Source organism: Streptomyces sp. NPDC001927, from assembly GCF_053594455.1.
The window spans coordinates 335,194-351,725 of record NZ_JBSFEN010000001.1; the positions used below are offsets into that span (position 1 = coordinate 335,194).

Sequence of the window (16,532 nt, forward strand, 5' to 3'; positions counted from 1 at the left end):
CTACGTCGCCGCCGCATCGCCGCGGAACCCTCGGATCATCGCTGCGGCACGTGCCGCGGCCTGCCATTGAGCATCAAGATCCATCTCGTCGCCGAGGCCGAGAGGAAGTACCTCAGCCATGGCGCGGTTGTACTCCGCGGCGGTGGCTCGGGCTTCTCCGCCCCTGGTCAGGGTCGCATTCACTGAATCGAAGAGGCTCGTCGCAGTCACCGGCTCGCCAAGACCATCGATACTGAAATTGCGGAATCCCCTGATGATTGCGGCGGCCCGTTCCACGGCCGGCCCGCGAGCGACAGGATCGCCCCCCTCACCGAGAGGGATGTCCCGCATGGCCCGAACGAACTCCCAGACAGTGACAGGCGCACCCAGGGATGCGTTGACCTCCTCGTAGACGTGCAGCACTTCCTGCGCCACTCCTCGGTCGTGGAGGTGGGACACCATGTGCGCATATTCGGCGAGTTTCTCGATGAACGAATCGTCTACCGGGGCACCTCCTGAAGGATCTCCTATTCCCCCCTCGATGCCCACATTGCGGACCTCCTCCCTCATTGAATCCCTGACCCTCATGAAATTGGGATAAACAGAGGCGAGGGCCCGCCTGGCACCTGCGGCGATGTACCGCCCCGCCGTGCTCACGAGGCTGTCCGGGTACTCCTCGCGCACACTGTTCCCGAAGCTGTCGACCAGAATCGCATCCAGCAGGTCGTCAACGTTGCTCGCGAGCTGTCGGTCGTCCACCACACCCAACAGGAGTCGCAGCCGCCTGGACGTCAGGGGATCCTCACCCTGCGCCTGCGGGTTGAACATACTGTCGATCGCCGTCAAGCGATTCCCCGGCGAACCGGCAGGGTCGTAGAAGACGTTGTCCGTGCGCAGCGCATCGAAGCGTTTTTCCTCACCCATGAGAGCATCCTCGACGAGCATCGCACCGTACTGATTGAGAGAGATTTCATCATCGAGGAGAGCCAAACGCCCCTCCTCCTCGATGCGTTCGATCGCGACTCCAGGGGCCCGGTCCATGACGAAGAAGGTGTCCCGTTCTTCTTCCTCGGCGGATACAATCAGGTCTTTCCGGGCGTTCATGTCGTCTCGGATTTCATCATCGAATGAGTCCGGATCGGCATCCTCTCCCCAATACTCTTGCGACTTTTCTGCGGTGATCGGACGCAGGATTTGATTCAATTTCTGGCCGCTCGGGGACTTCGCGGAATACAGGCGGCCGTGCGGTGTCGGTACCCCCAGAACTCTCCGCACAAAGGTGTTCGCATAGAAGAAGGTGAATCTGTGGGGACTGTCTGCTTCGACGTCGATCTTGATGACGGCAGTGTTTTCTGAGCCATCCGACACCGCCAGTACGGCCGTCCCCTTGTAGCTTGCGACGGTCAGTTCGTCCGGCCACAGCATGGGGGAGGTCGCGCTGTTGACCATCCCGGCCGCGCCGGGGGCCGTGGCCTGGCTCCGCACGGACGCCTCGGGTGCGGACAGGTCGAATCCCGGGGGCAGGACTTCGTCAGGGGCAGGGGCGGTTCCGGCGTTCGCCTGCGGCAGGACGGGCGTCGGCCGAGTGGCTTCCAGGAGCCGCTGCAGCACGTTCCTCATCGGGTTGTCGCGCCCGGCCTCGGAGGTGTCCTGCGACGACAGCAGGAAGTCCGCGTACGCGTGCATGGTCGCGGCGGTGAGCGGCCGGTCGGCGAACTGCGGGTGCGCCCTACGCCGGGTCTCCAAGGTCGCGTACAGGGTCATGGCCTTCAAGTGGCCATCCACTTGGTCCTCGATGCTGGCCCCGTCGACGTGCCGCACCAGACGAACCAGGCGGAGCGCGGTCTCCACGTCGGGGATCCCGTTCTTGCCGACCAGCTGCTGCAGCTGCGCCTGGTCGGGTTCCGGTCGCCGTTCGATCCACCGCGGGTCGGGGACATCGCTGCGAAGGTTCAGGGACGCCTCGCGGAGGCTTCCGTCCGGCGCTCGCCACGGGACGATGATGGTCACCTTGGCGTTCGAGGCGTAGACCCGGCGACCGATTTCGTTGGCGAGCTGCCCGCCGACGGTGAGGTGGGTGAGCGGATCCTCATCGGGGAGCAGGAGCTCGGAGTTGCATGCGAGAAGCACGACCGGGTCGGCCGCCGGGCGTCCGGACAGACTGGGCCGACGGCGTAGCACCTGCGCGAAGTCGCCGCGGTCGATCGGGTGTTCGTTGCCGTCGCTGCGCAGTACGTGCACCGTCTGGTTGGCGGCGTGGGCACTGAAGAAGTACGGCTGCTCGCCACGCTCCGCCCAGGGCAGCGGGAGGCCGGAGCGTACGACCGCGTTGGCCGCGACGTTGATGACGCCGTGGGTGCGCACGGAGTTCAGCGTTCCGAAGAAGCGCTCGGTCCCGGCCCAGAAGTCCGGGGGCAGCGAGGCGCGACCGATCGCGCGCCCGTCGCCGTCGACCATGGGGTCGCTGATCAGGGGGTCGGTCGGGCCGGTCGGCCCGCTCAGGCCGGGGAACAGGTGGCTGTCGCCGACATCGGACCTGACCCATACTCCGGTCGGCACGTTCCGCCGGTCGTCACGGTGCGCGCCGAAGAGCAGACGGGTGGTCTCCTCTCCGTCCGGGCCCGTCTGGACCACCTCGCGCGGGAAGAGCGTGCTCGTGTACGACCAGGTGGGCCTGCCCACCGCGTTCGCGACCGCGCGCGGGGCCGTCAACGGGCCGCTGCCCATGCCGGATCCGGCAAGCACCACATGCACAGCGGTGGGCTGGTCTTCCAGCAGGGGATCACGGGCCAGCAGCTGCGCCAGTTCCTCGTCACCCAGGTGGTAGTCGGTGCCGGCGTGGTGAAGCAGGAGTCCGAACTCGTCCCGACGCAGCAGGACGGGGTAGGCGTTGCCCTTCGCACGGACCCAGGGTGCGGGCGTCAACACGTCGTACGTGAGCTGGCCTGGGGTGGCATCGGGGACCAGGACCTCGTCGGTGACCAGCGTGCCCAGGTCCGCCGCGGCGTCGTGGACGGCCCAGTTCCGGCCGGGTCGGCCGTGGGCGTCGCGGAAGAGGGAGCCCCCTGCGAGCAGCGGCATCAGGTGGTGGAGGGACAAGTCGGCCAGGGAGGTCAACTCGGCTGCCCGGCCCGCACCGATGACTGCCTCGACCAGGTCGAGCACGGCGATGCGGTGGGATTCGTCCACCTCGCTGCCGGGCCGCAGGTGCAGTACGGTGCCGGCCACCAGGTCCAGGTCCAGCGTGCCTTCGTACTCCCGGCGCCACAGACCTTCCAGCAGGGCCACCACTTCGGCCTCGCCCTCCGAGACCGACTCGGCGGACGGGGAGGAGACTTGCCACGGCTGATGTGCCATGGCGGCGAAGGTGCGGAGGGCTTCGCTCACGGCCTCCGCGGCCTGCTCGAAATTCGTCCGGATGTCGGGGGCGACACCGGCAGGAAGGGAGGCGAGCCCGTACTGGAGATTCGTGTGGAGCTCGTTGAGCCGCCGGCCGATGTCCGACGACTGGAGCAGGGCGTTCCTGGCGTGGGCGGATACCTCCTTGGCCAGCAGGGCTTTGTCGAGGGTGGACAGCACGGGGTGCGGGTTGCCCTCGGAGTCGGGCTGCGCCAGATTGCCTGTGCGTTCGAAGACATCGGCGACCTGGACGACCAGGGGTTGGTTGAGAACGTGCACGGCCTGTTCGGGGGACAGCCTCATGCGGCCGGCCTGTTCGTAGGCCTCGACCGCGAGATCACTGATCTCGTCGAAAGCCCCTTGGAGGACCGCATCCGTCAGGTATCGGCGGTCCTGGCCCGCGGCAGGTCGGGCGGAGTCCGCGCTGAAGTAGCGCAGTTCTATCAGGGCCAGCGGGTTGGCGGTCATACGTCCGCCGTTGTCGTCCAGGTCCGGGTAGTCCTCCATCGCGAGCAAGGCATGCTGGGTGACCTCGGCGCCGGACCGGGCAGAGCCGAGAAGAGCCGTCTCCAGGTAGTCCCTCGTGGATATCGTCCCCTGATTCCAGGTCTCCTCCAGGATCTGCTGCGTGTCGTCCGCGTGTTCGGGGAAGGCCACTCGAAACTCGTCCGCGAGCTTGCGCACGTGGTTCTCGAACAAGGTCGTGATGGCGGCCTCGTGGTCCCGCAGGAAGTCCTTGACCTCTCCGTCCAGTGACCCGCGCAGGACATCGAGGGGCGTCCGGGACGCGGCCGCCAGCATGTTCTTGGCCAGCGTGCTGTACCCGCTCCTCTTCCACAGGGGGAGAGCTGCGACATGGGTGAAGGCCAGCCATGCGTAGCCGTGCAGTTCGTCCAGACCGAGGAGATCGGTCAGGAACAGCGCCTCGTCCGGTGTCACCGGTCGTCCGAGCTGCCCGAGCCGCCGCTGTGCGTAGTCCGCGGCCAGACGGTCCGCGAAGCCACGTCCCTCGTCCATCAGCATGCCCAACCACGGGTACTCCAGGTGGGAGCGCACCAGCTGGAGCAGGGGGCCGAGTCCGGCGGCGGGAACGCCGACGGTGAACTGGGTGTAGGCGGCATGGCCCGCTCCCGCGGGAGACGGAAGGACCTCGACGGGCGTCTCATGCGCCATCTCCCAGCCTTCCTCCGGGGTCAGGAGTTCAGCCAGAGGGAATCGACCCTCTCGGTCGGTCCTCTCCAGGAGCTGACGGGTGCGCACGTGCAGGTCGAACCCCACCTGGCTGTCCACCCACCCGGCGTCCTCCTCCAGCACTGCCAGCGGCGAAGTGACCAACTCGGCGATCAACTTTATTTCCGAACGCGAAACTCCCCCTGATTCCTCGACCGCCTCTTCCCGCGTCCTGTACCAGATGTCGTCCTGGCCGCGGAAGAACTCGCGTTCGTCGGTGAGGATCTCAAACTGGGAAGCGGGATGCCTGGCCACTACCTTCTTGGGAAGAAGACCGACTCCTTCGAGGATGTATTCGAACTCGACTTCCCAGCCGATCTTGCCCAATTCGTGAATGACGGCAGGGTCGACCAGTACGTGTTCCGGTGAGGTGGATTCGATGTGGCCGGGGAGGGCGTCGGCGGCGACCCGGGCGGTGCCGTCGACGACGATCGCGCGTGCCTCGGAAGGTGCGATGAGCGGAGGCTTGTTCCTGATGTGCCGCCGGCTCGGGTCTCGAAGGTCGACCCAGACGACGCGCGTCTTTCCCTTACCGTTGTCGCCGACGGGAAGCGCGTACGCGGCGAAGGCATGACCCTTGTCGTTGGGGCGTCGGGCGAGAACGAACGCGACGCTGCCAGGACCGGTGGCCGCGACTGCGGACTTCACGGATCCCCAGGAGCCGACGCGCTTCCAGCCCTCGCCGAGAGCCAAGGGACCTTCCTGCGGACGGACATCCAGCACGCTGTCGTCCACGGCACGCGGCCCGGCAGGGGCGACGCCCTCCGGGAACAGCCTGTCCCGGAGCGCGTGCAGCAGGATCAGGCATTCCTGCTCGGTCATGGCGTCCGTAGACAGCCGCGCCGGCCCGGAATCGGCCCGGTTGCCCGCTCCCTCGCCCCTCTGTCCCGGGTGAGCGGCCAGAACATCCGCGACCGCCTGCTCAAGGCCCGGCAGATCCAACGCCCGGGGTATGCGCGGCCCGACCTTCTGCCGCACCTCCTCCACGATCTCCGCTTGTCGGTGAGAGGCGCGGTCCGGCTCGACAGTGACGGGAGACGCGAGGCTCAGTCGGTCGTTCAGCCGTGCCGCCACCTGCTCGGCGACGGCCGAGCCATGGGCGCGGTAGAGGTGGACGGCGTAGGCCACCCAAGGCTGCGCCCAGTCCCGTCGGGCGGTCGCCGAGGGCCCGTCCGGGAAGTGACGCTCGACGATGCGCCCGGCCTCCGCCCACGTCTCGGTGAAGACGGCCGGCTCTGTCTCCTGCAACCGGCGCTGTTCGTCGCGCACCCTGTCGGCGGGAAGCGCGGCGATGCTGATCGCCGGCCGGTGCGTGGGCGAGTACCGCGGGTTGGGTACGAAGGTGACCGGCGTCGTGTACCGGCCCGTCTCGCTGTCCAGCTCCGCTCCGTTCACGATCTCGGCGCCGACGATGAAGCGCGGCGCGATGCTGTCCGGGTGGAGCACGGTGTCCTCGAAGTCCGTCCCCTCCGAATCCGGGAAGGTCGCGAGGATGTCGAATCCGCCGGGGGCGTCGATGAACAGTCGGATGCCCACGCCCTCCTCCGCGCCGCCAGTGCTGTCGGAGCGGCTGGTGGCTACATAGCCCATGGTTTCGGGGTCGACCAGATACGTCACGAGGTCCGGCAGGGGTCCCTCGCTCGTCGGCGGGATCCCGTTGGCGAAGACCTGGTCCAGGACGCTCGGGTTGTCGGTTTCGAGGTCGAGGAAGAGCAGACTCTCGTCATACCGGTACTGGGGCGGGGTGCCGTCCTGGTTGGCTCGGATCGTCGTGAAGTCGACCTCTGTCAGGGGAACGTAGCGGGACCAGGGGTTGTGCTGGGTGTGTGCGGAACGAGGTGCGGGCAGCGGGATGAAGCCCGTCGTGAGCGGTGCCGCGTTCTCGTGGAGGTGCACGTTACGGCTCCGCAGCCACTCGGCCGACGTGGGGTCGAGCGGAGGGGGTCCCTGCGGCGGGATGAACTCCGGGGCGGATTCCTGAGACTGGCCGGTGGACGGCGCGGGGGCTTCCGGGCGTGGACCGTCGTCGGCCGGCTGGAAGACCTTCCACGGCTGCCAGTTCTCGTCACCGGTGCGTACGACGTCGCCCGGGCGGGCCACGGCGATCACGGGCTCGAGCCGGCCGTTGAGGTCGCCCTGGTGCACCCGGCCCGCGGGAGCGTAAACGTACGCGTTCAGTGCCGGGACGAGACGCTCCGCCATGCTCTGCGTCCGTGCGAGCACGTCTCCCGCGTTGTCAGCTCCCTCCGGCGCCACTTCTGCCACATCGCCCAAGCCCGCGTTGTCCCAGAGCAACAGAACAGGCTGGCCCTCGACGTACAACTCTCCGCCGGCGTCCGGGATCTCACGGATCCACCGCGCCAACTCCCGCTCACCAATGTTCTCGCCGAAGCTCTTCCTAACGGGGTCATAGACCTTCACATGCGGTCCGAAGCCCTGGGCGTGGACGACGAACGGCCTGCCACCCGGAGTCCGGTCCTCGATCAGCTTCTTGAGAGCGTCGTCCGGAACAAACGGAAGACGCATCCGGGAGTTCCCAGGACCGTCCAGCGAGATCGCACCCGAGAACAGAGGGGACGCCACGGCTACCCGCTTCCGCCCCGACGAAGCGGCCTTGAACCGGATGAAGGGCGTCTCGGACACCTGGTCAGCCGGGTCGTCCGGGGAGACGGCGAGCTCGCCCGACGGCATGAGGAAGACCTCGTACGGCGAGGCGAACGTGTTCGCGCTGTCCAGAGCGTCGGCGACCGCCTGCGCCGCAAGGGTCGCCAGCACAGTCTGCTTGCCCGCCCGGCACCCGACGATGACAATGTTGGGCTCCTTGTCCTGCGCCCTCCAGTGGTCGAGGAATTCCGTGAACGCCGGCATCCTCCGCAGCAGATCGGTGATCGTCTCGGGCGGCACCCGGACGTGTCCGTGTTCGTACGTTGCAGGGAAAAAGCTCTCCGGATACGCGTGCAGGTCAAGATAGGCCGTGGGCCCGCTCCACTGATGCGTCTTGGTGTCCAGGATCTTGCGCGAACCCTTCGGGTCCTTCGGGCTCAGATGGAACACCGCGGAGTCCGCCCCGTCGGGGTTGTGCAGTCTCCATCGGTCGGGCTTGTACGCGCGCTCGTCGTCCGCGAGCAACGAGAACACCTTGGCATGCGGCACAGCGGTGTCCAGCACCCGCAACTGGAACGTCTTGGGCGTCAGCGACCCGGGATGCTCCGCGTCCCAGCCTTTCGCGCGTTCGACGGCGGCCTCCGGAGAGTTTCCGGGCCCATGCAGATCGTTGGCGATCCGCATCAGCTTCTGGTGCCGCTCGGCGTCGCTGAGGCTGAGCGTCGACCATCCCGCGTAGTGCCGCTCGATGACCTCGTACGCGGCCTCCAACCCGGTCCTGAGCAGCGCCGGATCCGACAGGGACGTCCGCAGGACCTCCTCGTCCCGCAGCTGGTCGGCCAGCTTCGCCGCCGCGCCGACGCCGTGCGACCAGTACTCGTGGGCCACCAGCTCCACCGCGGCGTTCTGGCGCCCCGCACCGACCTGCTCCCACAACGAATCCTCGGAGAGCGCCACACGGACCCTCGCCCTCAACTCGGTGAGCCCGTCAGGCGTCAGGTAGAGATTCGTCAGGCCCTCGCCCGCAAGACTCCGCTTCGGAGTCTCCCCGGCCAGCCTCCGCGCCAACACCTTCAGCGCATCCGGCCCCTGCAGCGCCGCCCGCTCCATCTCCGCCTTCGCCCACAACGCCCTCGGCTGCACATCCATCGCATGCCCACCGATCGCACTCATGGCGAAGTCGACGACACGTTCCTTCGTCGGCGGCCGGAACGTCGGGGAGTCGATGGCCCCACTGGCTTCGCCCTCCGCTTCGGGGTCGCCTCCGAGGTCGTCATCGGGCCCAGGGCCGTCCGTCTGCTCCCGCTCCCCGAGGTCCTCGGACCGTGGGGGGTCGACGCGTTCCCACTCGGCGCCCGCCTCGGTGCGGACGCGCGCGATCCCGTCGTCGCCCGCCTCCAGGCGTGACGGTTCGGCGGAGATCCATACCGGTGTGCGCAACCTGTAGGACAGGTGGTCGGCGAGGTCCGGCCGGCCGTCGCCGGTTCCCTCGCCGACCAGGACGTAGGCCGCGGGGACCGCTCCGGCTTCGCGGCCGTGCCGGAGGGTGTCCTCGATGAGCTGCGCCGCCTGGTCGGGGGCGTACTGCTCCGTGATCCCGTCCTGGTCGCTGAGCATCACGGCGTCGTCGTCGATCTCGACGAGAAGGAAGCGCACCCGGTCGGCCGCCCAGGGTGCCGGAACGGGCTCGGGCCCTCCGTCCTCCGCCGGGTGCAGGTGCCGGGTGTCCACCCGGGTTCCCGGCTCCACGTCGCCGTCCGGGCGCAGGTCGGTCAGGGCTTCGGCCGCGGGCAGGTTCGACTCGGCCGGGACGGTGGCGGGTTCGGAGCGAGGCGCGGCGGGCCGCCCCGTCTCCGACTCGACGTCGCTGCCCCCGCGCGGGGCGCCCCAGCTGCCCGGCATCAGCTGTTGGACGCCTCGCGCGGGAGGCTCCCCGCCCACGAGGGGCTCGGTGATGGCCGTCGGTTCGAGCGCCAGGAGCCGCTGGGCCCGTTCCTCGGGCGCGAAGAAGGTGAGGGCGTCCTGCTCCACCGTGACCTGGACACCGGCTCCCGTACCGCCGGACAGCTCCAGGCCGATGTTCCAGCGGGCCCGCCCCACGGAGAGGTGCGCGAACTTGCGCTGGTCCGGGTCGGTCAGCTCCTCGCCCAGCGTGCCCATCGACTTGTCCCCGCTCTCCAGCATGCTGGAGAGGCCCCCACCGCTCTGTCCGATCCCCCGGCTCCGCCCCACGTCCGCACCGACACCGGGCCGCAGGACGTCCGGGCCCTCGGAGGCCAGACCGGAACGCAACGACGCCGAACCCGTCAGACGCAGCGCGGCGTCGACGGCACCGCCGACCGAGCGGTGCGAACGCCGGAAGTCCTTGACGATGGATCCGGTGATCGTCCCCTCACCCGCGCCGTGCGTCGAGATGGCGCTCAGGTCGTCGTGGTCGAGGGACAGGACGAGGGTGAGCCCCTGGCTGGTGAACATGCCCGGGACCGTGAGGGGGACGCGGAGCGTGCCGCCGCTCAGCAGGTGGACGGCCCTCTGGTGCATGAAGGCCATGCTGAACACGGCGGCCATACGGCTTCCGAGGTGGGCGCGGGCCCCGTGCCAGCCGGTGCTGCCCAGCGCCGGGGACACGTTCTCCTCCACCAGGCTCTCCGCCTGGGCCACGAGCTCACGCAGTCCGCCGATGGTGCCGATGAACGACTCGGTCAGGTCCTCGGGAACCGGCCGCAGCCCGGTGCGCGGCCCGGCCCTGTGCGCGGGAACCGTCCGCGGCGCCGGCCGGTCGGTGCCCGTGGGAGGTGCGGGCTGCATCAACTGCTGCGCATGCGCCAGCGTCAGCTCGCCCGACAGGTTCGACTCGGCGAGCTGGTGCCGGGTGTGCTTGCCGACCAGGGAGAGCATCGGGCCGATCACACCGGTCGACGCGGTCGCCCCCCAGTAGTGGTCGAGAGAGAGCGTGACCCGGACGTCGTAGGCCACCAGAGCGGGCGTGTCCACGTGCAGCAGACCAGAACTGCGCGTCTGACCGAGCGAGGAACCGAGATTGCGTCCCTGCCCGTAGGCGGCTCCGAAACCGACACCGCCGCCGCCGTCCACCACGGGCTGGGTCGGGTCGTGCAGCGCGTGCCCGTAGTTCCAGCCGGCGTTGCCGGAGTGCGACCACGCGTAGGAGGTCGAGTACGACACGTCCTCCCGGCGGACGTTCTTGCCCTCGAGGACGTGGAGAGCGTCCGCGTCTCCCGTGTGGCGGGGGTTGGACAGGTCGACCCGGGCCGTGACCACGGCCAGCGCCGTGGACACGGCACCCCGATGGGGCACCACGATCCGGAAGACACCCGAAGCCATCGGCTCCATGGCGGCCTTGGTGCCCTGCCGGGTTGTCAGAGCGGCACGCAGGCGGGTCAGTACGAGCTCGGCGTGATCGGGGTCCAGCTGCTGGAACAAGGTGCGCCGGGCCTGCTCGACCACCGGCCTGAGATCGGGGACGTCGTGCAGCACCGCGTGCCCCAGACCGTCGGCCGGATGGGTGGTGGGGAACGGGCCCTCGCCGCCCGTGACCGACAGCTCCGGGAGTTCCGGGGACGATGTCGAGGGCCCCGGCTCGGCGGTCCCGGTCGACGCGCGCCCCTGAGCTCGCGCGCGCATCTGCTCCGCGAGCCCGGCCGGCATGACCAGCAGGGCGTGGGCGTTGTCGATCAGACGGTCGGCCGTGCGCTCCCCGTAGGTGCGCGCGGTGGCCGGATCGCCGCCCAGGGGCACCGGGCTGCGTGAGGAGAGCGTGGCGACGAGCCGGTAGTCCATCCGGGCGTAGATGTGCTCCTGAGGACCGAGGACGATGTCGACCCGGTCGCTCTGCCCCTCGGCGCTCACCGTCAGAGTGCGCGGAGTTCCTTCCCCGTAGCGGTAACCAACGGTCGGAGTGTGTGAGTTGTCGGTGGCCGCGTTCCGCTCCTCGGCCGTGCCGCCGTAACCGTCGGGACGGGGGTCGGAGGTGAAGGAGGCGTTCGCACCTGCGGATACGTTCCAGTTGACCAGGTCTCGGGTGGCACTGTCACTCACCGAGGCCGTCGTCAGGGTGTGGTCGTACTGGTACGACGTCTGGCTGACTCCCCTGGTCGTCATGTCCTTGACGGTCGCCCGGAGTTGGAATTCGAGCCGGGTCGGCACGCCGAACGCGTCCCGGCCGACGGTGCGGGTCCAGAACGGGTAGCTGCCGCCGATGAAGTCCTCCACGCGCGAGCCCATCGCGTTCAGCGCCGTGTGCAGACCGACCCGCTCCGAGGGCTCGAGATCCACGTCCAGTTCAGTGAGGAGTTCCTCCACCTTGGCGTGCATCCGGCTGGTGTCCGCCATGAACAGGGTGTGCAGCGGCGGGCGTTCGTTCTCGTCCGGCTCGTGGACGAGCTCCTGCCGGTCCGGGTCGAGCACGCGCTCGGCCATCCGCGTGTCGGGGTCCAGGTGCGAGCGCATGCCGACCGAGTCGTGCCACTCCCCGTCCGGCCCCCACTCCTCCAGCAGGTCGTCGGCGACCATCAGCCGCACGTTCAGCGCGACCGGCGCGAGGGTGTCCTCGCCGGCCCGGCCCTCCTCCACGGTGCCCGGATCCGCCTCCCGGCCCTGTTCCGGCGCCCCGGTCGTGGACCGGACGGTCGTCAACTCGACGACGTCGCCGCCGTCCGTGACCGTCGCGGGCGGCTGGGCCTGCTCGGGCGCGGGCGGGCGGGACCGGGTCACCGTGACATCGATACCGACCGCGCCCTCGAAGCCGGCCATGAACCGCGACCCGCCGCCCGAGGCACCCCCCACGGAGAAACCGCCGCCCGTGGTCGCGACCCAACCGGTTCCCACCCGGGGCGCGATACGGCCGCCCGCACCGCGGAAGGTGAACTGGTCGGGCGTCGTGCTGTAGTTCAGCGGCACGTCGAAGCCGCCCTCCAGGGAGGACGCGGTGGACCGGGCACCCTGGAGCTCGTAGAAACCGCCGTAGTACGTCTCGCTGTTGCCGTCCCACATTCCCCGGTGGGTCAGGCCGTCCGGGTCGAGCGTGCCCGAGAGAGTCAGGACGACCTCCTGCGGGCCGGTCGGTCCGGGCCTGCTCAGTACGACGGAGATCCCGCCGTTGAGGATGTCGTGCAGCCGCGCGGCGAGCGGTTCCGGGCGCACCAGGTTGGTGAGGGTCATGAAGTTGGTGTGCTCGTGGGCCTTCGCCCCCTGCACCTGGTCGCCCGGCGGCAGCATGTCCGGGGCCGCCGCGCGCACCGCGCGCACCACCCGCTCCATCAGGCGTCGGGCATCGTCGTGATCCACGGAGTCGACCCGGCTGAGCTGAGGCAGCCAACTGCCCAGCGTCGAGGCGAGACGCAGCCGCCGGTCGGGAGACGTACGGGCGTGCAGTTCGACATTGCCGGCGTGCGGCCCGTCCACGGTGGCCCGGGGAACGGGGAATCCGTCCATCAGCCCGAGCCGGACGGCGTCCTGCAGGAGGATGCGCAGTCGGGCCGTGCCCTCCACGGTCTTCGCACCGCCGCGGCCCTGGACCGTGGTCAGGGTGTGCCCGGAGAGCACCACGCTGGGCTCTTCCAGTTTGACCTTGTGCAAGGTCACCGAACCCGCCTGCTGTCCGGGGTCCGACACCCCCACCGAGCGGCTGCCCCCGAGCGCGGGAACGGACAACGTGGACCCGAACTGCCCGGTGCCCGTGCCCCACAGCCCCGCCGCGGAGAGCGACAGGCCATCACTGCCGCTGTGACGGTGAGCGACGTTGTCGACGTTCACGTCCTCGGTGTCGATGTGGATCATCCAGTCGACCTGAGGAGTGCCGTCCTCGGTCACCAGCTCCACGTCGTGGAAGACGGTGCTCAGCTCGACGGACTCGATCACCCCGCCACGGGTGTTGAAGGGAACGGACAGATAGCCGCCCGCCATGGCCCGGTGCAGGGCGCCGGCGATCGAATGGACAGCCGTGAACGCGTCGACCGCGCTCTTCTCCGGCGTACCGACCCGCGACATCGACGCGGGCAGCACGGAGAACACCGCCCGGCGCAACTCCTCGGTGTGGTCGAAGGATTCGACGACCGACGTACGCGGCACACGCAACGGGCGACGCAACTGATCCGGAACCACCTGCGTGACGGCCGGGTCCGTACCGCCCGCTTCCTCCTCCGGTCGGCCGAACGGCCACCACTCCTGATGGGCGAGGGCGTCCCGGTCGGTGCGTCCCCGGTGCTGCCCCAGGGTTTCCAGGGCGCTCCGGAGCAGGCCGGTGCCGGCGTCCCGGCCGTCCTGAGCCGGGGCGTCCCACCACTCGGAGGTCGCGTGGGTGACCCCTTGCGGAGGCCTGGGCCGGCTCTGCACCAACCGCCGGTCGTGCCGGCCCACCAGCGCCCGTTCCAGAACGGCCTGGCGCTGCCCCGGTGCCATGGAGCTGCCGGCGCCCTGCACGGTCACGTCGTACAGCACGTCGTAGAGGAAATCGACGGCCCGGTACGTGCCCTTGGTGTAGCGGGCGGTGGTCGCTCCCGAGGAGACCGTGCTCGTCGAAGCCGCGCTGTACCCGGCGAGCACCGAACTGAACAACGCCGCCGCCGAAGTGAGGTGCGGAATCGCGTCGAGCGTGTAGTTGAGCACCATCGCGGCGGGCAGGGCGACGCCGTGGGCCGTGGTCCGGCTGCTGCTGACCGACTCGCCCGACTCCAGGAGCTGGCGGGTACGCGGCTCCCGCTTCGCGGACACCGTCAGCGGCAGATAGTCCTCGGTTCCGGACAGGCGGCGGCCGTGCGGATCGGTGATCTGACGCCAGTCACCCACCCGCACGCGGACAGCGGCTTCGATGTGCCTGCCGTCCACATGCAGCCCCAGAACGAGACGGTCACCGATCGCCTGCGGCAGCTCGCTGATGAAGCTCTCCACCGAGAACTGGACGTCCAGTGCCCGCCGCACCTCCTCACGCACGCCCTCGGGGGCCGCCCGCACGATCGCGTCGCGGATCGCCCCGTGCAGACGCCCGTCGGGCAGGTCGAACGTACCCGCCCCGGCGTACTGCCTCAGGCTCGCGGAGGTGACGGTCGCGGGCGGGGCGAAAAGGAGCTCCTCGTCCCGGGTGTCCCGGTCGCGTATCCAGTCCTGCGGGGACCGGTCGGCGACCCGCACCGGGTCGGCAACGGCAAGCGGGTCGGAGCCGGAGCCCGAGGCGCCCGGCGTGGCGAGGTCGTAGTCCGCCGGGTCGTCGGCCGGCTGCGCGCCGCCCTTCTTGGGGGCATCGCCGACGGGCAGATCGCTGAGCACCTCGTGCAGGGCGGTGAGCAGGACGGTACCCCGGGCGGGCGGCTCGCCCTTGTCGGGGTTCTGGGAACCGTGGTGCTCGAGGAGGGCCACCGTCTCACCCGGAGTGTCGTACAGGGCCGCGGCGGTCAGCACCGTCGCCTCGCGGTGCGCGATCTGCTCCTCCGACGTCTCGGCCCACGGCAGCGCGAGGCGGTTGGAAGCCTTGCCCATCTGCCTCTGCCAGGAATCGGGGAGCTCGCGGCGCAACCGGGCCATGGCCCCCGCGGCCAGCGGGCTCAGCTCCGCGTCCTCGGGCTCCGCCTCCTCGTCCGCCGCTTCCCGGTCCACGGCAGCGCCGGCCTCTTCGGGACCGGCGCCCCCCGTGTCCCTGCGCTTGCCGAGTGACCTCTCCGTCCTCGGCTCCTGCTCCGTTGCCGGCTCGGTGTCGCTGTCGGTGTCGCTGTCACTGTCCGGGTCCGGGTCCGACGGCCAGCCGCCCGGTATCAGGCGCCGGAGGCCGCTCTTCGGCGGTTGCGAGCCCACGAGGGCCTCGGTGAGGGGCGTCGGTTCGAGCGCGAGGAGCTGGGCCGCCCGTTCCTCGGGCGCGAAGAAGGTGAGGGCGTCCTGCTCCACCGTGGTCCGGATGCCGACCGCGGTTCCGTTCTCCCGCTCCAGGGCGATGTTCCAGTGCGCACGGCCCACGGAGAGGTGGGCGTACTTCCGCTGGTCCGCGTCGGCCAGTTCCGCGCCCCAGGTGCCCGCCGACTTGTCCCCGCTCTCCAGCATGCTGGAGAGGCCACCGCCACGCTGCCCGGTCCCCCGGGTCTGTCCGGCGTCCGCGGTGACGCCGGGCCGCAGGACGTCCGGGCCCTCCGTGGCGAAGCCGGAGCGCAGCGCCGCCGATCCCCGCAGGCCGAGGGCGGCGTCGACGGCGCCGCCGACCGAGCGGTGCGAGCGCCGGAAGTCCTTGACGATGGTGCCGGTGATCGTCCCCTCGCCCGAGCCGTGGGTCGAGGTGCGGCCCAGGTTGTCGTGGTCGAGGGAGAGGACGAGGGTGAGTTGTTCGTTGACGAACATGCCGGGGTCGGTGAGGGCGACACGGATCGTGCCGCCGCTCACCAGGTGCACGGCGCGCTGGTGCAGCCAGGCCATGCTGAACACGACGGCGAGGCGGCTCGCGACGTGGGCGCGGGCGCCGTGCCAGCTGTTGCTGCCGAGCGCCGAGGACACGTTGTCGTTCAGCAGGTTCTCGGCCTGGGCCAGGAGTTCGCGCAGTCCGCCGATGGTGCCGATGAACGACTCGGTCAGGTGCGCCGGTTCGGGTCGCAGGCCGGTGCGGTCCCGGACCTCGGGGGCGGCGGTCGTCCGCGGCGCCGGCCGGCCGGCGCTCGACGTGGGGGTTTGAGGCTGCATCAGCTGCTGCGGATATGCGAGGGTCAGCGCTCCGGGCAGGTCCGTCTCGACGAGTGTGTGCTGCGTGTGATCGCCGACGAGGGAGAGCATCGGTCCGACCAAGGCGGTCGAGGCGGTGGCGCCCCAGTAGGCGTCGAGGGAGATGGTGACCCGGACGTCGTACGCCACAAGGGCGGGGTTCTTGTCCACGTGCAGCATGCCGGAGCTGCGCGTCTGGCCGAGGGACGAGCTGAGGGAGCGCCCCTGCCCGTAGGTGGCGGAGAAGCCGACGCCACCACCGCCGTCCACGACGATGGGCGGGTTCGCGTCGTGCGGGTTGAACCCGTAGTTCCAGCCGGCGTTGAAGCCGTGGGACCAGGAGTGCGAGGTCGAGAAGGAGACGTCGTCCTTGCGGACGTTCTTGCCCTCGAGGACGTGGAGGGTGTCCGCGTCGCCCGTGTGGCGCGCGTTCGTGAGGTCGACCCTGGCCGTAACCACGGCGAGCGCCGTGGAGGCGTCACCTCGGTACGGCACGACGATCCGGAAGACACCGGAGGCCATGGGCTCGATGGCGGCCTTGGTGCCCTGTCGGGTGGCCAGGCCGGCGCGCAGCCGGGTCATCACGAGCTCGGCGTGATCGGCGTCCAGCGCACGGAAGAGCGTGCCCC

Annotated in this window: 1 protein-coding gene (running past one end of the window); it reads right to left on the bottom strand. The window is 69.8% G+C overall.

The features are described 5' to 3' along the window. A protein-coding gene (locus tag ACWCO8_RS01525; RefSeq protein ID WP_451030394.1) for a hypothetical protein crosses the window boundary here: on the bottom strand, positions 1-16,532 show its end. Its footprint extends 37,048 nt past the window's final position; the window shows 16,532 of its 53,580 coding nt (coding positions 37,049-53,580); its start codon lies off the right edge, out of view; its stop codon occupies positions 1-3.